Consider the following 20,634-nt stretch of genomic DNA (forward strand, 5'->3'; position numbering starts at 1 on the left):
GCGGGCGAAGGGAAACGCTTTCGATGATCGGACAGACACGCAGGCATCTCGCGGCCACCGGCCTCGCCGCGCTCGCCGCCCCCGCGCTCCTCGTGCGGACGTCGTGGGCCGCACCGCTCGGCCCGGCGACGCCCGCGCAGTACCGCTTCGCGCTCGGCGGCTTCCGGGTGACGATGCTGCTCGATGCCACCGGGCTGATCGACGGCCCGTGGCCGATCGTCGGCGAGGACCGACCGAAGACCGAGGTGGAGGCGCTGATGCGCGCCAACCGCCTGCCGCCCGATCGCTTCCAGCCGGGCTTCACGCCGGTCCTCATCGAGACCGGGCGCGAGACCATCCTGTTCGACACCGGCAACGGCGCGGTCGGCTTCGTTCCGCCGCCCGCCGGGGGGCGGCTGGTCGAGCGGTTGCGGGCGGCCGGCACCGCGCCGGAGGCGGTCGACGTCGTCGTGCTCACCCATTGCCACACCGACCACATCGGCGGGCTGATGCGCGACGGGCATCCGGCATTCCCGAACGCGCGCCTCGTCGTCGGCGCGACCGAGTACGAGTTCTGGGCGAAGCCCGAACGGCTCGCGGCGGCGCCATCGGGCAACGAGCACGCCTCGGCGCTGGTGTTCCGCACCCAACTCATGCCGCTCGCCGCAAGGACGCGCTTCGTGAAGGATGGCGACGAAGTCGTGCCGGGCATCCATGCGCTCGCGGCCTACGGGCATACGCCCGGCCACCTCGCCTTTCACGTCGAGAGCGAAGGGCGGCGGATGCTGATCTGGGGCGATTGCGCCCACCACGAGGTCGCCTCGCTCGCCGAGCCCAGCTGGCACGCCCTTTTCGACATGGACAAGGCCGCGGGCGCCGCGACGCGCCGGCGGATCTACGACATGGCAGCCACCGACGACCTCGTCGTCGCCGGCTACCACACCTCGTTCCCCTCGCTCGGCTACGTCGGGCGCAGCGGCACCGGCTATCGCTGGATCCCGGTCACCTATCAGCTCGAACGCTGAGGTTCGTCACTCCGCCGCCTGCAGCGCCGGCTCGGCCGATCGCCCGATCGCGGCCGGCCGTGGCCCGCCGGTCGCCCAATCCAGCAGCTCCACCGTGTGGACGATCGGGATCGCGGTGCCCTTCCCGATCTGGGTGGCGCAGCCGATGTTGCCGGTGGCGATCACGTCGGGGCGCATGCGCTCGATGTTGGCGACCTTGCGCGCCCGCAGCTTGCCCGCCAGCTCCGGCTGCAGGATGTTGTAGGTGCCGGCCGAGCCGCAGCAGATGTGCCCCTCGGGCACGTCCTTCACGGTGAAGCCCGCCTGCTTCAGCAAGGCCTTCGGCTCGGTGCGGATACCCTGGCCGTGCTGCATCGAGCAGGCGGAATGGTAGGCGACGACGAGGTCGCTCTCGATCACCGGCGCGATGCCGAGCGTGGCGACGAACTCGGTCACATCCTTGGCCAGCGCCGAGACCCGCGCCGCCTTGTCGGCATAGGCCGGGTCGTCGCGGAAGATGAATCCGTAATCCTTGATCGTCGTGCCGCAGCCGGACGCCGTGACGAGGATCGCGTCGAGCCCGGCGCCGTCGGCCTCCGCGATCCAGGCGTCGATGGTGCGCTTGGCCTGGGCGTGCGAATCGCCCGTCCTGCCCATGTGGTGGGTGAGCGCGCCGCAGCAGCCCTCCCCGTCCGCATGCACCACCTCGACGCCGTGCCGGGTCAGCAGGCGGATCGCCGCCGCGTTGAAATCGGGGCGGAGCACGCTCTGGGCGCAGCCGCGCAGCAGCGCCACGCGCTTCCTCTCGGCCCGGGCGCCGACGGCCGGGAAAGTCGCGGGCCGGTTCGTCGGCTCGCGGCCCGGCAGCGCGGCGGGCGCGAGGTCGAGCATCGCGGCGAGGCGGTTGCCGACCCGCGGCAGGCGCGCGACCAGCGGCTTGAACGGCGCGCCGAGCTTGGCCGCCCACAGGGCCAGCCGGAACCGGCCGGGATGGGGCAGCACGAAGGCCAGGATAGCCCGGAGCGCGCGGTCGTCGAGCCGCCGGGAGAACGTCTCCTCGATATGGCTGCGGGCGTGGTCGACGAGGTGCATGTAGTGCACGCCCGACGGGCAGGTCGTCATGCAGGACAGGCACGACAGGCAGCGGTCGACGTGCTTGACCACCTCGGCGCTCGCCGCCTTGCCGCCCTCGAGCATGTCCTTGATCAGGTAGATCCGCCCGCGCGGGGAATCCAGCTCGTCGCCGAGCAGCAGGTAGGTCGGGCAGGTCGCCGTGCAGAACCCGCAATGCACGCAGGTGCGCAGGATCTTCTCGGAGGTCGCCATCGCCGGGTCGGCGAGCTGAGCGAGGGAGAAATTGGTTTGCATGGCGCGTTCTGGATGCGTCCTGTCTCAGGCCGATCGCGTCGGCCCCGTCGTTCGATCGTCTGTGCCACCGTTTCGCGCCGGGCACGATGCGGCGGACGGCCCGCGCGAGGTCGGGCCCCCGCGCGGAAGCGCTAAACCCCCGCGTACATCCGCCCGGGGTTGAACACTCCCGCGGGGTCATGTGCCGCCTTGATCCCCTGCGTCACCCGCATCAGCGGCTCGGACAGCGGCTGGAACACCGGCACCGCGGCGCGCACCGCGTCGGGCGCGCGGATCAGCGTGGCGTGGCCGCGGTGCTCGACGAGCGCCCCGCGGATCGCCGCGGCCCCGGCATCGCCCGCACTCGGCACGGCGAGCCAGACCAGGCCGCCGCCCCAGTCGTAGAACCAGCGGGCCGGCATCGCGCGGCCGATCGCGGCGGCGAGCGCCGGCCCGCGGGTCGGAGCGGTCGAGAGGCGCCACACGGCGTCCGCCGAGCCGGCGAACGGCGTCGCGTCGCGGATCGCCGTCCACAGGGCGGCGCCGGGCTCGCCATCCAGGATTTCGGCGGCGCCGAAGCGCTTCAGGAGCTTGCGCAGCTCGCCGATGCGGTAGTCGAGGGAATCGGAGAAGCCTTCGAGGCGCATCAGCGTGCGGGGGTCCTCGCCGTCGATCCCCGCGGGGAGGTGCGCCGCGCCGGTGAGCTCGAACGGCGAGCCCAGCGCGGCGGCGAGCGCGGCGACGGCGCGGGCGTCGTCGAGCCCCGAGAAGACCAGCGTCGCGACGCGTTCCTGCACCGGCAGCACCTTGAAGGTGACCTCGGTCAGCAGCCCAAGGGTGCCCCAGGAGCCGGCCATCAGCTTCACGAGGTCGAGGCCGGTGACGTTCTTCATCACCCGGCCGCCGGACTTGATCGCCTGCCCGCGGCCGTTGACGAAGCGCACGCCGATCAGGCTGTCGCGGGCGGCCCCGGCGTTGATGCGGCGCGGCCCGGAATTGTTGGCCGCCGCGACCGCGCCGAAGCTCGGCGCGCCGGCGCTGCCCATCAGCGCCCGGGCGTCCATCGGCTCGAACGGCAGCATCTGGCCGCGCGCGGCGAGCAGCGCCTGGACCTCGGAGAGCGGCGTGCCGGCGCGCGCCGCGATCACCATCTCGGCCGGCTCGTACAGGGTGATCCCGGAGAGCGCCCGCGCCGACAGGGTCGCCTCGTGCTGCGCCGGCCGGCCGATCCCGGCCATGGTGTCACCGCCCACGAGGCGCAGGCGCTCGGACCGGCCGGCGGCCGCACCGACGATCTCGGCCGCCTCGCCCTCGTCGCGGGGCTCGTAGAATGGCATCGTTTCCTGCCCGGTCGCGTGTTTTCGGCGGATGCCTTCTGCGCGGCATCCTTGTGGCCGCGATCATGCGGGATCGCGGCCGCCTTGCAAAGTGGAACCGCTCTACTCTGCGGCCAGGGGATGGGCGGAACGGACGCGCCCGGCCACCTGGCTGCGCAGGCCGGCGATGTCGAAGATCCACACCACGGCCGCGTAGAGGCCGGCGCCGAGCGGCACGGCGAGGCCGAGCGCGAGCGGCGGATCGAGATGGCGCAACGGCGTGAGCGCCAGGGCCATGGCGCCACAGGCCGCGCTCGCAGACAGGATCTCGCTCCAGGGCAGCACGAGCCGGTCGCGTCCGGTCAGGGCCCGCACGGCCAGCCAGGCGAAGGCCGCGCCGAGCGCCAGCGTCTGGGCCAGCGCCACGCCGGCGCCGCCGAGCAGCGGCGGCAGGACGAGCAGGCCGAGCCCGTTGACGGCGAGCCCGGCCGCCGCGGCCGCGATCACCGGCAGGGTGCGGCGACGGATCTGGAACACCGGGTTGATCGCGAAGAACATCATCGCGAGGCAGAACAGGCCCGGGATCAGCAGCAGCGCGTAGAGGGCGAACGGCCCGCGATAGGCCTCCGGCACCACGAGCGCCTCGAGCGCCGGCAGCACCGCCCAGAACCCGACGGCGCAGGGCAGCAGCAGCGCGAAGACCGTGGCGGCGTTGGCGGCGACCTGACGTTCGGCCGCCGCACGTCCGTGCAGCTCCTCGACGCGGACCGCGAGCTGGAACAGCAGCAGGTCGAGCGCCGTGCCGAGCATGGTCAGGCTGCGTGCGGTCACGTCGGCGGCGAGGGCGAAGTAGCCGGCCTCGGCGAATCCCGCCTGCGCCGCGATGGTGCCGCGGTTGAGGAACGGCAGGAGCTGGTAGACGGCGTTGGCCGCGATCAGCGGCAGTCCGTAGCGCAGGAACAGCGTCCAGGTCTCGCGCCGGCGATGATGCTCCACCGTCGTCACCGGGTCGCGCAGCGGGTGGCGCAGGATCAGCACCGCGAGGAGCTGGCTCAGCCCGGCGGCGGCCAGCACCCAGGCCGGCTGGCGCAGATACCAGGCGGCCGCCGCCATCATCGCGAAGGCCAGCACGTTCTTCACCGCGACGAGGCCGAAGTAGAGCTTGCCGTCGAAGCGGGCGCGGGCGAGCGCGGCATGGTAGTCGAACACGCCGATGCCGAGCGCCGCCAGCATCGCGCCGGACAGGATCGCGGCGTGGCCGTCGGGACCGTCGCCGAGACCGAGGCCGCCGGCGATGGCCGCGGCGGACAACAGCAGCGCCGCGAGGATGGCGTAGGCCCGGTCGAGGCCGTGGCGGATCCACGGCTCGTCGAGGCGCACGCGCACGGAATAGAACCGCGTCGCCGACAGGCGCAGCCATTCGAACAGCACGGTGGTGATCACCAGGGTGCCCGCGGTGGCCAGTGCAAACCGTCCGAAATCGGCCGGCCCGAGCAGCTTGGCGATGAGCAGGCCGAGGACGAAGTTCAGCCCGGCATTCAGGACGAAAGCGGCGATCACGGCCATGGACGAGCCTTCGGGGACGAGCGAGCCTTCGGGGACGAACCGGCACGGGCGAGCGCGGCCTGCGGCCTCGATCTAGCGCCGCGCCGGTAAGATTCCCTGAATCCGGCACGACGAGGGCGCGCCGGAACGGTTTGGCGCCGAAGGCCGTTTCCGCGTCCGGTCCAAACCTTCCTCGGAGTCCCCGTCAGATGCGCATCCTCGTTCCCGCCGCCGCGATCCTCGCCCTCGCGGGCATCCAGGCCGCCACCGCCCAGACCACCGTGATCGAGCGCGGCGCGCCGGACACCGTCGTGGTCGACCGCCCGGCGACCGAGAGCAAGACGGTCGAGACCCGCGAGAGCAGCGACGGCTGCTCCACGAAGACGGTCACGTCGACCAACGACGAGGGCGACCGCAAGACGGTGCGCAAGGAGCGCTGCGACTGATCTTTCGGCCTCAGCCGCTCCGGCGCTGCCGGGGCGGCACCTGCGCCGTGCCCGGCGCGTCGTCGACGAGCAGGCGCTCGTAGCGCCACGCTTCCATCCCATCCTCGTAATAATCCTCGCGCACGTCGAAGCGGGTGTAGCCGCGCCGCTCGTACAAGCGCAGGCCGGCGCCGTTGTCGGCGCGGACCTCGAGGCGCAGGCGGGTGCAGCCGTGGCGGCGGGCCTCGTCCTCCACCGCCTGCATCAGCCGCCCGCCGAGGCCGAGACCCGAACGGGACGACGACACCGCGATCGACGAGAGCCGCGCGTTGTGGCTGTTGCGGCGGCGCTCCAGCGTCGCCGCGCCGATGAGGACGTTGGTCCCGTCCTCCTCCTCCAGCAAGGCGACCAGCACACTCATCGAGGGCGAGCGGATCGCGTGCCGGATCGCACGCCGCTCCGCGCGGTCGGTCGAGAAGGTCGCGTTCTCCAGGGCGACCAGGGCATCGAGATCGTCGAGGAGCGCGGGGCGGATCTTCAGCTCGCCGTCGGCTTGCGGGCTCACGCGGTCCCCCGGGGCCGAATCGTCCGCCGTCTCACCCCGACCATGATGACCGCCGCTCACCGCCCGCCGCACGCGCAGCACGACGCCCGGATGCCGCGGACCGGCAGGGCGTCGCCACCGTCGACCGGCGTCAGATGCCCCCTCTTCGCGCGCTTGGGAAGCCCGGCCACGGCCGAGCGCTGCGTTTTGGCAACAGCTGCCCGCTCTGCACAGGGAATCCCACCGCGTGGCGGCGATTTCTCCTTGTGATGGCGCGGCGGCGTCCGTATATCCGCCCTGCCCAATTTCGCACGTGCCTGTGGCCGCGTGTCGGTTGGTGGGCATCCGGCCAACTGCCGGACAGCCGCCAGGGGTCTTAAAGGATCGATGGTCGACAGGGTGGATCCCCTCCGGCCGGCATCCAGGTGGCGACACCGGACCCCGACAACAACCGGCAGCCGGAGGCGAAACCGGCGAACCCCGCTCTCCACGGGGGACGCAGCTTAAAGCAACGACGAACGGGCTTTTTTGGTCTCGTCGGCCCTCCAAAGGCCGGCACCGAAGAGGCTTGTTTCTCCTTGCCCGGCGTGCGGATGGGAAAACCCCGTCCAATCCACGGCAGCCTCCGGGTGCTTTTCGCGCCCGCACGGATCGTCGCGTCTCCACAGCGCGCGGGTCTGCGCGACGCATCGGCCCCAGACGCCGGCGGTCCGCCTGGACCGTCACATCTTCGACGGCGCGCTCCCCCGTGGGCGGCCTAGCGAACCCGTGGGTTGGAACCGACATGACCGATCGCATCCGCGACTTCCTGCGCGTCCGCCGCGACCTCGGCCGCGACGAGGGCCCCGTGATGGTGCTCGACCTCGACGTGGTCCGGGACAACTACACCGCGTTCGCCCGCGCGCTGCCCGACACCCGCGTGTTCTATGCGGTGAAGGCCAACCCGGCCCCCGAGGTGCTGCGCCTCTTGGCCGACATGGGCTCGTGCTTCGACACCGCGTCGGTCGCCGAGATCGAGATGGCGCTCGCGTCCGGCGCCACCGCCGAGCGGATCTCCTTCGGCAACACCATCAAGAAGGAGCGCTGCATCGGCCGCGCGCTCCGTCTCGGCATCCGCCTGTTCGCGGTCGATTGCGAGGCCGAGGTCGAGAAGATCGTCCGCGCCGCCGCCGCCGCCGGGATCGAGGCCGGGGCGGTGAAGGTGTTCTGCCGCATCCTGTGCGACGGAGCCGGCGCCGACTGGCCGCTGTCGCGCAAGTTCGGCTGCGAGCCGGAGATGGCGGTCGACGTGCTCGATCACGCCCATCGCCAGGGCCTCTCGGCCTACGGCGTCTCGTTCCACGTCGGCTCGCAGCAGGGCAACACCGAGGCCTGGGACGGAGCGCTCGCCTCCGCCTCGACCATCTTCCGCGAGTGCGCGCTCCGCGGCATCGGCCTGTCGATGGTCAACCTCGGCGGCGGCTTCCCCACGAAGTACCTCAAGCAGGTGCCGGGCGTGGAATCCTACGGCGACGCGATCTTCCGCGCGCTCACCAAGCACTTCGGCAACCAGCTGCCCGAGACGATCATCGAGCCGGGCCGCGGCATGGTCGGCAACGCCGGCCTGATCGAGGCCGAGGTCGTGCTGATCTCGAAGAAGTCGGCCGCGGAGGACGAGGTGCGCTGGGTCTACCTCGACATCGGCAAGTTCGGGGGGCTGGCCGAGACCATGGACGAGTCGATCCGCTATCCCGTCCGCACTGCGCATGACGGCGACCGGATGGCGCCGTGCGTGCTGGCCGGCCCGACCTGCGACTCGATGGACGTGCTCTACGAGCGCGATCACTACCCGCTGCCGGTCTCCCTCTCCATCGGCGACAAGGTGCTGATCGAGGGCACCGGCGCCTACACCACGACCTACGCCGCGGTCGCCTTCAACGGTTTCCCGCCGCTGCAACAGATCGTGATCTGACCCGATCCGCACCTTCGGCGGCCGCGGGTCGTTACGGCATCTGAACCCAGACCGCGCATCCCGATCGGCCGGCTCTCATCCGGTCGCCGGCGGGGATGCGCGGATCCTCGAGCGTCACGCCATGACGGGGCGGTTACGGTCATGATCCAGATCCGGGCGGAGCATCATCTCGACGTCGCGGCGCGCGAGCGCCTGCTCGACGCCTGCTTCGGCGCGAACCGCCGCGCGAAGACTTCGGAGCGCCTGCGGGAAGGCCGCCTGCCCGCCCGCGGCCTCGCCTTCTCGGCGACCCGCCACGGGCGCCTGATCGGGACGCTGCGGCTCTGGACCGTCGAGGCCGGCGCCCGGCCGGCCCTGCTTCTCGGGCCGCTCGCCGTCGACCCGGCGCTGCAGCGCCAGGGCCTCGGCCGGGTCATGATGCATGCCGCCCTCGGCCGGGCCGAATCCCTCGGGCACGGCGCCGTGCTGCTTGTGGGCGATGCGCCCTACTACGACCGCTTCGGCTTCTCGGGGGCGCTGGCGGCCGGCCTCACGCTGCCCGGCCCGTTCGCGCGCGAACGCTTCCTCGGCCTCGAATTGCGGGCGGGCGCGCTCACCGGCGCCGAAGGATTGGTGCGGGCGTCGGGCGTCCTCGATGCCCCGGCGGATCTCGGCACGGCGGGCGCGGCGGACGGACGACGACGCGCCGCCTGAGCGCGACCGAGCCGGCCGGGGCGGCACGGCCGCGTACCCGGGTGGCGCAACGGAAGCGTAGCCGGGCGGCTCAGCGGCTGCCCGGCTCGATCGCCGGCAGCTCGTTCGGGCCGAGGCTTCCGCCGGCCGCGGCCTGCGGGCCGGCGACGCCGCGGGCGCGATTGGCCAGGGCCACGGTCAGCTTCTCGGCGGCATCCGGCTGCATCACGGCCAGCACCTCCGCCATCTTGCGCGGATTCATCGCCAGCACCAGCGATACCAGGACGTCCTGGCCGAGACGGTCGAAGACCCGGGCGGCCTCCTTCGGCTTCATCGTCTCGTACATCGTCACGAGGTTCTTCAGGCCGGCCTTCTCGGCCTCGGCCTTGGCCTTGCCGGATGTGTCGACCTTGTCCTCGGCCTGCTTGAGGTCGCCGAGCCCGGTCTCGAGCTTGCGCTCGGCCTCGCCGAGCATCTTCTCGCGCAGCTCCAGCTCGTCGCTCTTCTGCTTGAGCGCGTCGCGCCGGGCGCCGAGCTTCTCCAGCAGTGCGCGCTCGCTCGGCGAGACCGGCTCGGGCATCGGCGGCTGAGCCTGGGGCGGCGGCTCGGGCTTCTTGGCATCCGCCTTCGTCTCGTCCTTGGGCGTCACCGATCCGGTGGTGGCGGGGTCGGCCAGCTCGTAGCCGGCGCGGGCCTTGGCGAGCACCTGGGCGAGGGCCGGCAATTCGGTGTCGACCTGCGGCGTCTCGACCGACATCGCGATGAGCTTCAGCACCAACAGCCCGGCGGCGGCGAGCGTGACCGCATCGATCATCCGCAGGCGCAACGGACGGATCGCGCGCATGCGCGCGCGCGCCAGGGCGGTCAGGGCCTTCGCATTGTTGGCGCCCCGGACGACCTTGGCCGCGCGCGCGCCTTCGGCGGCCGCGAGCGCGGTTCGGGCGGGGTCGGTCCGGGCGGGAGGCCCAGCACTCATGCGGCGCGGCTCCGCACCCTGTGGAGGGCGCGCTCGGTCATCGCGAGGGCGGCGGCGGCGGCGGCGCCGAGGCGCTCGCCGTTCGGGCCGTCGGAGGCCGGCGTCTCGCTCGCGACGCGCATCGTCGGGCGCTGCACGGCCGGCTCGGGCGCGACGGGCCGAGGCGCGGCGCCGCGCATCTGCGTGACGATCGCCCCGATGCGCGCGATCACGCCCTCGCCGGCCTCGACCTGCGCGGCGATGTCGGCGGCGTAGCGCTCGGCGGTGCCGAGGCGTTCCGCCAGCGTGCGGTCGCACTCGTCCAGCGTGCTGCGCAGGCCGGCGATGGCGCGCTCGGCGGTCGAGGTGGCGACCATCAGGTCGCCGATGGTCTGGCGCAGGGCGGCCTCGTCGCCCTTCAGCTGCGCGATGCGGCGCGACAGCTTGATCGACGACACGATGGTGGCGACGAGCAAGACGGCGACGAGGCCGTCTGCGGCGAGCGTGACGAGGAGGCTCATGACCGAAAATCCATCGCTCAGGTGTCGCTTCGGTTGTTCATCGAGGCCTCGTAGGCCTGGAGCGTGGTGCGCGAGCGCCGCAGCGGCCGCGTCACCTGCACGGCGATGCTGTCGTCGACGCGCCCGATCCGCCCCTGCGTCAGCGCCCACTCGCCGCAGCGGACCGTGATGAGGTCGCTCGGCTTGGCGTCGAACATCAGCGTGTCGCCGACCTTCAGCGCCATGACGCGCTTCAGCGGCAGCGTCATCTCGTGGAGCACCGCCTCCATCGTCATGTCCGCCTGCCAGATCTCGGTGGCGAGGTGCCCTTCCCAGACGTGGTCGCGGCCGAGCTTCTCGCCCATGAAGCTCTGCATGAGCAGTTCACGGATCGGCTCGATGGTGGCGTAGGGGAACAGGATCTGCAGCAGGCCGCCGCGCCCGTCCATGTCGAGGCGGAGCGAGATCAGGATCGCCGCGTTGGCCGGCCGGGTGATGGTGGCGAAGCGCGGGTTGGTCTCGATCCGGTCGATCGCGAACCGCACCGGCGACAGCGGCTGGAACGACAGCTCGAGGTCGCCGAGGATGATCTCGACCAGGCGCCGGACCAGCTGCATCTCGATGGTGGTGAAGGGACGCCCGTCGAGGCGGCTCGACGAGCCGCCGCGCTTGCCCCCGAGCAGCAGGTCGAGCGTCGAGTAGGCGAGGTTCGACTCGACCGTGACCAGCCCGGAATTCTCCCAGGCGTCGGCCTTGAACACCCCGAGCAGGGTCGGCAGCGGGATGGCGTTGAGGTAGTCGCCGAAGCGGACCGAGGTGATGTTGTCGAGGGTGACCTCGACGTTGTCCTGGAAGAAGTTGCGCAGCGAGGTCGACAGCAACCGGATCATCCGGTCGAAGACGATCTCCAGCATCGGCAGGCGTTCGTACTGGACGACGCCCGAATCGACGATGGCGCGGACGCCGCCGGCGCCCGAGGCCGACAGCTCGCGCAGCGAGAAGCCGACGACGTCGTCGATCTCGTCCTGGCTGAGGATGCGGTCGTTGCCGGCGAGCTCGGGAAGGTTGTCGCTCTCCCCGTCCTCGATCATCGTCGCCCACTCGGCGGCGACGTCGCTGGCGTTGCGGGTGGTGCCCTGCTCCGCGAGCGCGGCGCCCCACTCGTCGGCGAGCGACGCGTCCCCGCCCTCGGCGCCCTGCTCGATCAGGGCTGCCGACCAGTCGTCCTCCACGTTCGGGTCGTCGGGTTCCATGAGGGGCTCGGTTGCAGAGGGGCGCGGTCGGGCTCGGGTTTGCGGCCGGTCGCTACTGGACGATCACGTCCTTGAAGAGCACCGCCTCGACGCGGGCGGGATAGACCGCGACGTTGACCCGCTTCAGCAGCTCCTCGCGGAGGCGATACAGGCCGAGCGATCCGGAGAGGTCGCTGCCGCGCAGGTCGCGCATGTAGATCTGCAGCGCGTCCTCGACCCGCGGCATCAGCGGCTTCACCTCGCTCTCGACCTTCGCGTCCTTGAGCTCGAGGGCGATGCGGACCTTGGCGAACTTGGCCTTTTCGACGCCGGCCTCGGGGCTGAGGTTCATCACCATCTCGCGGACGTCGAGGAAGATGGACGGCTTCTTCACCTCGGCGACCTCGGCGGCGTGCTCGGCCTCGGCCTCGGCGGCGGCGCGCTTCTTCATCACGAACGCGCCCCCTCCCCCGCCGAGGAGGAGCACGGCGGCCGCGACGATGATGATGAGCTTCTTCTTGCTCTTCGGGGCTGCGGCCTCGCCGCCGGCACCCTCGGCGGCATCCGCTTTCTTGGGCTTCTTGGCCATGAGCGGTGGTCCGCGATCCGTCGGGTGAGCATCCGGGCCCACGCCTATCGGGTGCGCGCCCCTTCGAGGCTCCGGTATCGGCCCGCAGGGTTAACGCGCCGTTAAGCCGGCACAATCTGCCGGGTCGGCTTTGCCGCCGGACCGATCCGGTCGTTCCGGCCGACCCGCGATAGCGCAGCCAAGCCGTTGCCTTAAAACACGAAAATCAGTTTTCGCACATTGGCACAGGGGATGCGGATATCCCCTCGCCGCCACCGCGGCACGACGGATCGAGTCCACGATGCAGAATGCCCTCCTCGTCGGCGTGTCGAGCCAAATGGCGCTTCAGCGCGAGCTCGACGTCATCGCCAACAACATGGCCAACGTCTCGACCACCGGCTTCAAGGGCCGTTCGACGCGCTTCCAGGAATACCTGATGCCGACGGCGAGCGCGGACACCTTCGCCGGCTCGGATCGCCGCCTCTCCTACGTCATCGACCAGGGCACCGCGCTCGACCTCGGCCAGGGCGCGATCGAGCCCGACGGCAACCCGACCCACGTGGCGATCCAGGGCGAGGCGTTCTTCTCGGTGCAGACGCCGCAGGGCGTGCGCTTCACCCGCAACGGCGCCTTCGAGGTGAACGCGCAGGGCACCCTCGTCACCAGCGACGGCTACGCGGTGCAGGGCGAGGGCGGCCCGATCACCGTCAACCCGCAGGAGACCGGGCTCTCGATCGGCCCCGACGGCACGGTCTCCACCAATCTCGGCGTGCGCGGGAAGGTGCGGCTCGTGACCTTCGCCAACCCGCAGACCCTGACCAATGCCGGCGCCAACCTCTACGAATCGAGCGCGCAGCCGCAGCCCGCGGGGATCAGGGGGCGCCTCGAATCGGGTGCGCTGGAGAAGTCCAACGTGCGCCCGGTGCTCGAGATGACCCGGCTGATGGACGTGAACCGGACCTACGCCATGGTCTCCAGCGTGATCACGCGGCTCGACGATCTGCGGGGCACGGCGATCCGCCGACTCGCCGACGTCGCCTGAGCGGGAGCTAGACGATGCGCGCGCTCTACGCCGCCGCCACCGGCATGGCGGCCCAGGAACTCAACGTCCAGGTCATCTCGAACAACATCGCCAACCTTCGCACCACCGGCTACAAGCGCCAGCAGCCGCATTTCCAGGATCTGCTCTACCAGAACCTGCGCCGCGCCGGCGCCTCGACCTCGGACCAGAACACGCAGCTCCCGGCCGGCCTCGCCATCGGCTCGGGCGTGAAGACGGTGTCGACCGCCCGCATCATGTCGCAGGGCACGCTGACCTCGACGGAGAAGGATTACGACGTCGCGATCCGCGGCGAGGGCTTCTTCCGCGTGACGATGCCGGACGGACGCACCGCCTACAGCCGCGACGGCTCCTTCGACCTGTCGGCGCAGGGGCAGCTCGTCACCCGGGACGGCTACCTCGTCGATCCCGGCATCACCGTGCCGAACACCGCCACCGCCGTCACCATCAGCGCCACCGGCGCGGTGCAGGCGACGCTGCCCGGGCAGACCGCACCGCAATCGCTCGGCCAGTTCCAGCTCGCCCGCTTCGTCAACAAGACCGGCCTCGAATCGATCGGCGACAACCTGTTCATCGAGACCGCGGCCTCGGGTCCGGCGGTCAGTGGGCTGCCCGGCGGCGAGGGCTTCGGCAACCTCCAGCAATCGTACCTGGAAGAGGCGAACGTCAACGCCGTCACCGAGATCTCGTCGCTGATCGCCGCGCAGCGCGCCTACGAGATGAACTCGAAGGTCGTCACCGCCGCCGACCAGATGCTCTCCACCACCTCGCAGATGTTCCGCAGCTAGCGCCGCCCGGAGCCCGACGGTCATGTTCCATTCCCCCGCCTACGACGAACCGCGCCAGGAGGCCGAGCTGCGGCCGATCACGCGTTCCGCCGGCCTGCGCACCGCCCCGCTCGGCGTCGCCGTGCTGTTGCGCGCGGCCTTCGCCTTCCTCGCGCTGGCCGTTCTCGGCGCCTACACGCTGCCGGCGTTCGCCGACGAGGCGATGCGCCTGCGCGGCGACGTCACCGCGCGCGGCGACGTGCTCACCCTCGAGGATCTCGTCGAAGGCGCGCCGAGCTCGGCGGCCAAGCGCCCGCTGTTCCGGGCGCCCGCGCTCGGCGCCACCGGCACGATCCAGGCCCGCCGCATCCTCGAGGCGGTCGCCGCCCTCAACCTCGGCGCCGTCGAGACGGGCGGCCGGCTCCAGGTCGCGGTGCAGCGCGCCGCGCGCCGAGTCGGGGCCCAGGAGATCGAGGCGGCGCTGCGCCGCGCGCTCGAGACCGCTTACGGGGTCGACGCGAAATCGGTGAGCGTGCGCCTCGACGGGGACGGGCCGATGCTGCTGGCGCCGGTCGATCTCGACGGCCAGGTCGTCGCCCTCGATCTCAACTACGATCCGCGCTCGCGCCGCGTCGGCGGGTTGATGACGCTCGGCGAGCGCCAGGCCTCGCTGCGGGTCTCCGGCGTGGTGATCGAGATGCGCGACGTCGCCATCGTCAGCCGCACCCTCAACCGCGGCGAGCCGGTCACCGCCGCCGACCTGACGATCGAGCGCCGCCCGCGGGAGGGCTCGCCGCCGGACGCGCTGGCCTCGGGCGCGACGCTGGTCGGCGAGGTCGCGCAGCGCACGCTGAGCCAGGGCGCGATCCTCCGCACCGGCGATACCGCCCCGCCGGAACTCGTCGCCCGCGGCGAGGCGGTGACCATCGTCTACGAATCCCCCGGCATCAGCCTGGCGATGCGCGGCCAGGCCACCGATGCCGGACGGCTGGGCGCGACGGTCAACGTCGTCAACATCGCCTCGAAGAAGGTTCTCCAGGCGATCGTGATCGGCCCGGGCCGCGTCTCGGTCGGCCCGGCCCCGCTGCAGCGGCAGGCGAGCGCCGAGCCGCCGACCACGCTTCGCTGACCGCACCCATCAAGATCAGGCAGAGACGATCCGATGCGTCATCCTTCGCGCTCCCCGCGCCGCGCCCTGCCCCTCGCCGCGGCGCTGGTCGCCTGCGCCGGGCTCGGCGCCTGCAACACCATGGACCGCCTGTCCCAGGTCGGCGCGCAGCCCAACCTGTCGGCGATCGAGGATCCGACGGCGCAGGCCGGCTACAAGCCGGTCCGCCTGCCGATGCCCGACGTGCAGCCGGTCTCGTATGCGCCGAACTCGCTCTGGCGCACCGGCTCGCGTGCCTTCTTCAAGGACCAGCGCGCCGCGCGGATCGGCGACCTCGTCACGGTGAAGGTTAACGTCACGGATCAGGCCAACATCTCGAACGAGACCAAGCGCTCGCGCAGCAACACCGAGAATTTCGGCTTGCCGAATGCCGGCGGCCTGGAGAAGAACGCCGCCGTGCTCGCCGCCGGCGTCTCGCCCGACAAGCTGCTCGCCGCCACGTCGAGCTCCTCGAACGACGGCGTCGGCTCGGTCCAGCGCAACGAGACCGTGTCGACCAACGTCGCCGCGATCGTGACGCAGGTCCTGCCCAACGGGAACCTGGTGGTCGAGGGCAAGCAGGAGATCCGGATCAACTTCGAGGTGCGCGAGCTGATCGTGGCCGGCGTGGTCCGCCCGGAGGACATCGAGTCGGACAACACCATCGAATCGACCAAGATCGCCCAGGCGCGCATCGCCTATGGCGGCCGCGGTCAGATCACCGACGTGCAGCAGCCGCGTTACGGCCAGCAGATCGTCGACATCCTGCTGCCGTTCTGATCAGGGCCGAACGCTCCGATCAGGTGTGCTCGGTGCCGGGCCGGTTGGGGCGCGGCGCCTCGCCGTGCCCCGAGATCACCGCAGAGCGGGTGGGATCGTGCTTGATCTTCGCGACGCGCGTCCGCTGCCAGACCGCGATCACCGTCGCGACCACGATCGTTCCGATGGCGAGGACCGGAATCAGAACATCGTTGTCCATGGACGTGCCTCCGATGATGTGATCGGGTAAAGCACGGTCAAGCCCGGCGGTTCCCGCGGCTCAGCTTGCGATTTTCAGGGCTACGGCACAGTCGAGACCGTCCGGTTACTGAAAAACCGCATGCTGCACCGCGAGAGAATTCAGTCGTCGCGGTAGACGCGCTCGCGGCGCTCGTGGCGCTCCTGCGCCTCCAACGACAGGGTCGCGATCGGCCGGGCATCGAGCCGGCGCAGCGAGATCGGCTCGCCGGTCTCCTCGCAATAGCCGTAGGAGCGGTCCTCGATCCGCGCCAAGGCCGCATCGATCTTGCCGGTGAGCTTGCGCTGCCGGTCGCGGGCCCGCAGCTCGATCGCCCGGTCGGTCTCCGACGAGGCGCGGTCGGCGAGGTCGGGGTGGTTCTCGTTCTCGCTCTGCAGCGCAACCAGGGTGTCCTGCGCCTCGCGCAGGATGTCGCTCTTCCAGCCGAGCAGCTTGCGCCGAAAATACTCGCGCTGACGCTCGTTCATGAAGGGCTCGTCGTCGGACGGAACGTAGCCGTCCTCCAGCGTCACCTTCGCCATTCGTCGCCCTTCCATAGTCCCGTACGGCCGGTCCGCGGCGATAATTGCCTGCCGTATAGTCGAGGTGGATTGCTGCTACAACGCACCCGCGTTCAAGCTGCGGTGCTTGCACACGCTGCGCCAATTGATGCGGCAAAGGTGCCACGGTCGCGCGCGTGCGACGGAGATTGGTTTGCTCAATCGTGGATTGCCGACGGACCGCGGAGGCGGACGATCGCCGCGGCGACGGCATCGGTGAGCGCCCGGGCGATCGGGTGCCGGTAATGGCTCTGGTCGAAGAACTGCGCATCCTCGTGCGTTTCGGGCGTGTCGCGGCGCTCGTCGAGCACGCTGCCGAGCGGATGGGTCGCGACCGCCGCCGCGATGGCGGCCTTGCAGGCCTGCTCGGCCGCCGCGCGGGCGGTCCCCGGGCGCGGCAGGGCCGAGGCATGGATCGGCGGAAACACCAGCACGACGGGGGTCGCGGGTGGGACGCGAGCGAGCATCGCGGTCAGGCGCGCGGCCGCGGGGAATCGGCCGGCCTTGTGCGGATCGGGGATGTCCGGCACGGGCGGCCCCGCGCTCGGAGCGCGCCGGTCGCCGCCGCCGAACCCGAGCTTGAGATAATCCGGCTCGTAATCCCACCACCCGTCGGCGCGGGCCATCGGCCGCTTCCTGCGCAGCAGCCACCCGATCCGGCCGACGACCTCCTGGGCCACGTTGAAGCGCAGCAGGCCGAAGGCGTAGGCGACGGGGTCGCGTTCCAGGAGCCAGAAGGGGAACGGTTTGCCGGGCGGCAGCGCCGGATCGTCGGTGCACCAGAAGTCGTCGGCCGCCATCACCAAGGCGGCGGGTTTCGGATGATGGCGCAGGTACCAGTCGAGAACCAGCAGCTGCTCGCCCGGGCCCGTCGCCGGCACGGAGAGTTGCACGAACGGAATGCCGGTGGCGGCCGAGAGGCTGGCCGGCTCGACGAGCTGGATGTGCGAATTGCCGATGACGGCCCCCGTGAAGACCGGGTCGCGCCCGCGGACCGCGAGCGCGGTGCGCGGCCCCTGGGGCCGGACGCCGCCGACGGAGAACAGCGTGGAGCGCCCGCTGTCGTAGGGATCGATCGCGATCGCGAGGGCGAGGTAGCCGTACAGGAGCCCGATCGCCGTCAGCACGGCGGTACGGGCGAAATCGTGCCAGGCCGTGTCGGGCGACGGGGTCCGCATCGGCTCAGAACTGGAAATAGATGAAGTCGTAATTGCCGTCGTCGCCGATCTTCAGGAGCACGACGACGAACAGCAGCGCGAAGGCGGCGGCGATGAGCCGGGTCGGCGGCATGCGGTGGACCGCGGCCCAGGCGCTCGGCCCGACCGTCGCCACGGCCGCGGCGACGGCGATGGTCCGCCACTTGAAGCCGGTGCCGGACGGACCGAAGCCGGCCAGCCCCTTGAACACGATCAGCGCCGCCTCGAAGCTGGTGGCGCGGAACAGCACCCAGGTCAGCACCACGAACAGGAACGTCAGCGCCCAGCCGAGGACCATCGGCATCCGAAGGTTCGCCCGGCGGAACAGGATGCCCGCCCCGAGGCCGGCCCCGTGCAGCGCTCCCCAGGCGACGAAGGTCAGCCCGGCCCCGTGCCAGAGGCCGCCGAGCGTCATCGTCGCGAACAGGGCCGCGACCTGGATGGCGAGGCCGCGGCGGTTGCCGCCGAACGGAATGTAGAGGTAGTCGCGCAGGAACCGCGACAGCGTCATGTGCCAGCGCTGCCAGAAGTCGCGCAGCGACGCCGACCGGTACGGCACGTCGAAGTTCTGCGGCAGCACGAGCCCGAACAGCAGCGCGATGCCCAGCGCCATGTCGGTGTAGCCCGAGAAGTCGAAGTAGATCTGGAAGGTGAACCCGAGGGTGGCCTGCCACGCCTCGGCGGTCGTCACCGCCTTGCCGGCGGCGGCGGCCTGGAACACCGGGTTGACGTAGCCCGCCAGCGGATCGCCGAAGAAGACCTTCTTCGACAGGCCGACGGTGACCAGCATCAGCCCGCGGCCGATCCGCTCCGCCGCATCCGGGCGCGCATAGGGGCGCTCGTCGAACTGGTGCATGATCTCGCTCCAGCGCACGAGCGGGCCGGCGAGAACCTGCGGGAAGAAGGCGATGTAGAGCGCGTACTTGGTCAGCCCGAAGGCCGGCGCGCGGCCGGCCCGAAGGTCGGTCAGGTACATGATGTGGTGAAAGGTGAAGAACGAGATCCCGAGCGGCAGCACCCAGCCGAGCCGCGGCGCCTCGATCCCCGGGATCAGGCCGGCGAGGTCGGCGAAGAAATCGAGGTACTTGAACAGCGCCAGGATGACGAGGTTCGCCGCGATCGCACCCGGGATCAGCCAGCGGGTTGGCGCCCTGACGAAGGCGCGGGCGACGAGCCAGTTCGCCAGGATCGAGCCGAGCAGCAGGGGCACGAATCGCACGTCCCACCAGCCATAGAACACGAACGATAGCAGGACGAGCAGCGGCAGCCGCAGGCCCGGCCGATGGCGCTCGACGAGGGCGTGCAGCGCGAGCGCCGCGGGCAGGAACGCGAGGAGGAAGACGAAGGAGTTGAACAGCATCGGCCGGGGCGGCGCGGCGGGGGGATGCCGCGCCGCTCGGACCGAGCGTCGGGCGGCCGCCTTGTCGGGGATCGACCGGGATGCGTCAATCGACGGCGTCGCGCCTTACGCGTGGGGCCGGGTCGCGAGGTCCAGCGTCGTGGCGGTTCCGACCAGCACCGCTCGGATCCGGCTGTCCAGGCTGTCGGTGAGGTCGTCGACTCGCAGGTGCACCGTGCTCCCGCAATCAGTGCCGGTGACCCAGAGGTCGTAATTCAGGCCCTCGCTGCGGAGGTGGCTGAGCAGCCGCTCCGATCCGATGCGGACCGCCTCGTTGTTCAGGGTGATGCAGCGCGCGTCCATGCCGTCTCCGAATGATCGGGAGGGTAACGCACGACCACGCCCGATCGATCGCCCGGTATGCGCGATCGAGGGTTTTCGTCCCGAACAGGGTGAACCGGCCCTCAACGCGGCCCGTAGGTGTGATCCTCGGCGGGGAAGCGCCCGGACCGGACCTCGTCGGCGTAGGTACGCACCGCCTCCTCGATGTGGGCACGCAGCGAGCCGAAGCTCTTCACGAATTTCGGCTCCCGGTCGCTCAGGCCGAGCATGTCCTCGAGCACCAGGATCTGGCCGTCGCAGGCCGCAGAGGCGCCGATGCCGATCGTCGGCGCGGTCACGGCCGGCGACCGGGCGATGGCGTTGGCCACCGGTTCGACGATGCCTTCCAGCACGATCGCGAAGGCGCCGGCCTCGCTGATCGCGCGGGCATCCTCCATCAGGATGCGCTCGCCGTCCGGGCCGCGGCCCTGGACGCGAAAACCGCCCATGGTGTTCACGGATTGCGGCGTCAGGCCGATATGGCCCATCACCGGGATGCCGCGCTGGGTCAGGAACGCGACGGTGTCGGCGAAGCGGGCGCCGCCTTCCATCTTGATCGCGCCGGCCCCGGTCTCCTTCAGCACCCGCGCGGCGTTCATGAACGCCTGCTCGCGCGACGCCTCGTAGGACCCGAACGGCATGTCGACCACCACCAGCGCCCGCGAGGTGCCGCGGATCACCGCCTGGGCCTGGAGGATCATCATCTCCAGCGTGACCGGCAGGGTCGATTCGAGGCCGTGCATCACCATGCCGAGCGAGTCGCCGACGAGGATGAAGTCGCAATACGGATCGAGGATGCTGGCGGTGTGGGCGTGGTAGGCGGTCAGCGCGATGATCTTGGCGCCTTCGGCCTTCCGCTTGGCGAGATCCACCGCCATCACGCGCCGCGACTGCACGACCTGCGACATGGTCTTGGACTCCGTTCTCGTCACCTCGCCCGCGGCTGACGGGCCGGAGGCTCGCGGCCGATCAGGATCGCCCGCGCGCCTCCTCTACACCGTCCGGCGCCGAGAATCCCGCCCGCCGCTTTTCCTTTGCGGGAGGGTGTCAGGCTCCGCCGGGCGGGACGCGTCCACGCGAGCCGGCATGCGGCGCGCTCGAGAAGGCGCTAGCGCTCGCCGGCGGAGACGGGCTTGCGCGCCCATTCGG

General features: G+C 71.2%; 22 protein-coding genes. 8 read left to right on the forward strand and 14 right to left on the reverse strand.

Annotation, left to right across the window (positions count from 1 at the left end; genetic code table 11):
- Positions 1-23 precede the first annotated feature (23 nt).
- Positions 24-1,004, forward strand: a complete 981-nt coding sequence (locus MKK68_RS28450; protein ID WP_244033628.1) for an MBL fold metallo-hydrolase — start codon at positions 24-26, stop codon at positions 1,002-1,004.
- Positions 1,005-1,010: 6 nt separating this feature from the next.
- Here MKK68_RS28450 and glcF read toward each other — a convergent pair whose 3' ends face one another.
- The 3 genes from glcF to MKK68_RS28465 all read right to left on the reverse strand — a co-directional run bounded on the left by glcF (position 1,011) and on the right by MKK68_RS28465 (position 5,212).
- Complete coding sequence (glcF, locus tag MKK68_RS28455; protein WP_244033629.1) at positions 1,011-2,351, reverse strand: glycolate oxidase subunit GlcF; 1,341 nt, start codon at positions 2,349-2,351, stop codon at positions 1,011-1,013.
- Positions 2,352-2,482: 131 nt separating this feature from the next.
- On the reverse strand, positions 2,483-3,667 hold the full coding sequence (locus tag MKK68_RS28460) for an FAD-binding protein (RefSeq protein WP_244033630.1): 1,185 nt from the start codon (positions 3,665-3,667) through the stop codon (positions 2,483-2,485).
- Between the two features lie 102 nt (positions 3,668-3,769).
- The gene (locus MKK68_RS28465) at positions 3,770-5,212 is read right to left on the reverse strand and encodes a lipopolysaccharide biosynthesis protein (protein WP_243935445.1); all 1,443 of its coding nucleotides are present in this window, start codon (positions 5,210-5,212) and stop codon (positions 3,770-3,772) included.
- A 188-nt stretch (positions 5,213-5,400) separates the two neighbouring features.
- Between MKK68_RS28465 and MKK68_RS28470 the strand changes: the two genes are divergently transcribed.
- Positions 5,401-5,637, forward strand: a complete 237-nt coding sequence (locus MKK68_RS28470; protein WP_243934707.1) for a hypothetical protein — start codon at positions 5,401-5,403, stop codon at positions 5,635-5,637.
- Between the two features lie 10 nt (positions 5,638-5,647).
- On the opposite strand, the gene MKK68_RS28475 is transcribed toward MKK68_RS28470, so the two are convergent.
- Positions 5,648-6,181, reverse strand: a complete 534-nt coding sequence (locus tag MKK68_RS28475) for a GNAT family N-acetyltransferase (RefSeq protein WP_244033631.1) — start codon at positions 6,179-6,181, stop codon at positions 5,648-5,650.
- 763 nt (positions 6,182-6,944) lie between these two features.
- Here MKK68_RS28475 and MKK68_RS28480 point away from each other — a divergent pair.
- Together MKK68_RS28480 and MKK68_RS28485 are read left to right on the forward strand one after the other, a co-directional pair.
- Positions 6,945-8,111, forward strand: coding sequence for a type III PLP-dependent enzyme (locus tag MKK68_RS28480; protein ID WP_244033632.1), 1,167 nt, complete (start codon positions 6,945-6,947; stop codon positions 8,109-8,111).
- Between the two features lie 141 nt (positions 8,112-8,252).
- Positions 8,253-8,804 carry a GNAT family N-acetyltransferase gene (locus tag MKK68_RS28485; protein WP_147858120.1) on the forward strand — a complete coding sequence of 184 codons (552 nt, stop codon included), beginning with the start codon at positions 8,253-8,255 and terminating at the stop codon, positions 8,802-8,804.
- 70 nt (positions 8,805-8,874) lie between these two features.
- Here MKK68_RS28485 and MKK68_RS28490 read toward each other — a convergent pair whose 3' ends face one another.
- The 4 genes from MKK68_RS28490 to fliL all read right to left on the reverse strand — a co-directional run bounded on the left by MKK68_RS28490 (position 8,875) and on the right by fliL (position 12,059).
- Entirely contained in the window at positions 8,875-9,627 is a 753-nt protein-coding gene (locus tag MKK68_RS28490) for a MotE family protein (RefSeq protein ID WP_244033639.1), read from the reverse strand.
- 128 nt (positions 9,628-9,755) lie between these two features.
- Positions 9,756-10,259, reverse strand: a complete 504-nt coding sequence (locus tag MKK68_RS28495) for a DUF6468 domain-containing protein (RefSeq protein ID WP_147858121.1) — start codon at positions 10,257-10,259, stop codon at positions 9,756-9,758.
- 17 nt (positions 10,260-10,276) lie between these two features.
- Positions 10,277-11,491: a flagellar motor switch protein FliM gene (gene fliM / locus MKK68_RS28500; protein ID WP_147728048.1), complete on the reverse strand. Its 1,215-nt coding sequence runs from the start codon at positions 11,489-11,491 to the stop codon at positions 10,277-10,279.
- Positions 11,492-11,543: 52 nt separating this feature from the next.
- Positions 11,544-12,059 carry a flagellar basal body-associated protein FliL gene (fliL, locus tag MKK68_RS28505; RefSeq protein ID WP_244033633.1) on the reverse strand — a complete coding sequence of 172 codons (516 nt, stop codon included), beginning with the start codon at positions 12,057-12,059 and terminating at the stop codon, positions 11,544-11,546.
- A 280-nt stretch (positions 12,060-12,339) separates the two neighbouring features.
- Here fliL and flgF point away from each other — a divergent pair, with 280 nt between their 5' ends.
- The 4 genes from flgF to flgH are packed head-to-tail and all read left to right on the forward strand — an operon-like array spanning position 12,340 to position 15,792.
- Positions 12,340-13,080 carry a flagellar basal-body rod protein FlgF gene (gene flgF, locus MKK68_RS28510; RefSeq protein ID WP_147841770.1) on the forward strand — a complete coding sequence of 247 codons (741 nt, stop codon included), beginning with the start codon at positions 12,340-12,342 and terminating at the stop codon, positions 13,078-13,080.
- Between the two features lie 14 nt (positions 13,081-13,094).
- Positions 13,095-13,886, forward strand: coding sequence for a flagellar basal-body rod protein FlgG (flgG, locus tag MKK68_RS28515; RefSeq protein WP_147728051.1), 792 nt, complete (start codon positions 13,095-13,097; stop codon positions 13,884-13,886).
- A gap of 22 nt (positions 13,887-13,908) precedes the next feature.
- Positions 13,909-14,994 carry a flagellar basal body P-ring formation chaperone FlgA gene (gene flgA, locus MKK68_RS28520; RefSeq protein WP_244033634.1) on the forward strand — a complete coding sequence of 362 codons (1,086 nt, stop codon included), beginning with the start codon at positions 13,909-13,911 and terminating at the stop codon, positions 14,992-14,994.
- A gap of 33 nt (positions 14,995-15,027) precedes the next feature.
- Positions 15,028-15,792, forward strand: a complete 765-nt coding sequence (gene flgH / locus MKK68_RS28525; RefSeq protein ID WP_147841768.1) for a flagellar basal body L-ring protein FlgH — start codon at positions 15,028-15,030, stop codon at positions 15,790-15,792.
- Positions 15,793-15,811: 19 nt separating this feature from the next.
- Here the strand turns inward: flgH and MKK68_RS28530 are convergent, their stop codons facing one another.
- From MKK68_RS28530 to panB, 6 genes are all read right to left on the reverse strand, one after another.
- A complete protein-coding gene (locus MKK68_RS28530) occupies positions 15,812-15,991 on the reverse strand; it encodes a hypothetical protein (protein WP_147728053.1) in 180 nt (59 codons plus the stop codon).
- A gap of 140 nt (positions 15,992-16,131) precedes the next feature.
- A complete protein-coding gene (gene dksA, locus MKK68_RS28535; RefSeq protein WP_147728054.1) occupies positions 16,132-16,551 on the reverse strand; it encodes an RNA polymerase-binding protein DksA in 420 nt (139 codons plus the stop codon).
- Positions 16,552-16,727: 176 nt separating this feature from the next.
- Entirely contained in the window at positions 16,728-17,747 is a 1,020-nt protein-coding gene (locus MKK68_RS28540) for a hypothetical protein (protein WP_244033635.1), read from the reverse strand.
- Positions 17,748-17,751: 4 nt separating this feature from the next.
- Positions 17,752-19,125, reverse strand: a complete 1,374-nt coding sequence (locus MKK68_RS28545) for an MBOAT family O-acyltransferase (protein WP_244033636.1) — start codon at positions 19,123-19,125, stop codon at positions 17,752-17,754.
- A gap of 105 nt (positions 19,126-19,230) precedes the next feature.
- Positions 19,231-19,467 (reverse strand): hypothetical protein, encoded by a 237-nt coding sequence (locus MKK68_RS28550; RefSeq protein WP_147841765.1) that lies wholly within the window; start codon positions 19,465-19,467, stop codon positions 19,231-19,233.
- A 101-nt stretch (positions 19,468-19,568) separates the two neighbouring features.
- Positions 19,569-20,393, reverse strand: a complete 825-nt coding sequence (gene panB, locus MKK68_RS28555) for a 3-methyl-2-oxobutanoate hydroxymethyltransferase (RefSeq protein WP_244033637.1) — start codon at positions 20,391-20,393, stop codon at positions 19,569-19,571.
- Positions 20,394-20,634: the final 241 nt, after the last annotated feature.

Origin of the sequence: Methylobacterium sp. E-016 (assembly GCF_022829745.1) — a bacterium.
Taxonomy (GTDB): domain Bacteria; phylum Pseudomonadota; class Alphaproteobacteria; order Rhizobiales; family Beijerinckiaceae; genus Methylobacterium.

Coding starts and splice junctions, on each gene's coding strand:
- MKK68_RS28450 (WP_244033628.1), top strand. CDS start 24: ATGATCGGACAGACACGCAGGCATCTCGCGGCCACCGGCCTCGCCGCG.
- glcF (WP_244033629.1), bottom strand. CDS start 2,351: ATGCAAACCAATTTCTCCCTCGCTCAGCTCGCCGACCCGGCGATGGCG.
- MKK68_RS28460 (WP_244033630.1), bottom strand. CDS start 3,667: ATGCCATTCTACGAGCCCCGCGACGAGGGCGAGGCGGCCGAGATCGTC.
- MKK68_RS28465 (WP_243935445.1), bottom strand. CDS start 5,212: ATGGCCGTGATCGCCGCTTTCGTCCTGAATGCCGGGCTGAACTTCGTC.
- MKK68_RS28470 (WP_243934707.1), top strand. CDS start 5,401: ATGCGCATCCTCGTTCCCGCCGCCGCGATCCTCGCCCTCGCGGGCATC.
- MKK68_RS28480 (WP_244033632.1), top strand. CDS start 6,945: ATGACCGATCGCATCCGCGACTTCCTGCGCGTCCGCCGCGACCTCGGC.
- MKK68_RS28485 (WP_147858120.1), top strand. CDS start 8,253: ATGATCCAGATCCGGGCGGAGCATCATCTCGACGTCGCGGCGCGCGAG.
- MKK68_RS28490 (WP_244033639.1), bottom strand. CDS start 9,627: ATGCGCGCGATCCGTCCGTTGCGCCTGCGGATGATCGATGCGGTCACG.
- MKK68_RS28495 (WP_147858121.1), bottom strand. CDS start 10,259: ATGAGCCTCCTCGTCACGCTCGCCGCAGACGGCCTCGTCGCCGTCTTG.
- fliM (WP_147728048.1), bottom strand. CDS start 11,491: ATGGAACCCGACGACCCGAACGTGGAGGACGACTGGTCGGCAGCCCTG.
- fliL (WP_244033633.1), bottom strand. CDS start 12,059: ATGGCCAAGAAGCCCAAGAAAGCGGATGCCGCCGAGGGTGCCGGCGGC.
- flgF (WP_147841770.1), top strand. CDS start 12,340: ATGCAGAATGCCCTCCTCGTCGGCGTGTCGAGCCAAATGGCGCTTCAG.
- flgG (WP_147728051.1), top strand. CDS start 13,095: ATGCGCGCGCTCTACGCCGCCGCCACCGGCATGGCGGCCCAGGAACTC.
- flgA (WP_244033634.1), top strand. CDS start 13,909: ATGTTCCATTCCCCCGCCTACGACGAACCGCGCCAGGAGGCCGAGCTG.
- flgH (WP_147841768.1), top strand. CDS start 15,028: ATGCGTCATCCTTCGCGCTCCCCGCGCCGCGCCCTGCCCCTCGCCGCG.
- MKK68_RS28530 (WP_147728053.1), bottom strand. CDS start 15,991: ATGGACAACGATGTTCTGATTCCGGTCCTCGCCATCGGAACGATCGTG.
- dksA (WP_147728054.1), bottom strand. CDS start 16,551: ATGGCGAAGGTGACGCTGGAGGACGGCTACGTTCCGTCCGACGACGAG.
- MKK68_RS28540 (WP_244033635.1), bottom strand. CDS start 17,747: ATGCGGACCCCGTCGCCCGACACGGCCTGGCACGATTTCGCCCGTACC.
- MKK68_RS28545 (WP_244033636.1), bottom strand. CDS start 19,125: ATGCTGTTCAACTCCTTCGTCTTCCTCCTCGCGTTCCTGCCCGCGGCG.
- MKK68_RS28550 (WP_147841765.1), bottom strand. CDS start 19,467: ATGGACGCGCGCTGCATCACCCTGAACAACGAGGCGGTCCGCATCGGA.
- panB (WP_244033637.1), bottom strand. CDS start 20,393: ATGTCGCAGGTCGTGCAGTCGCGGCGCGTGATGGCGGTGGATCTCGCC.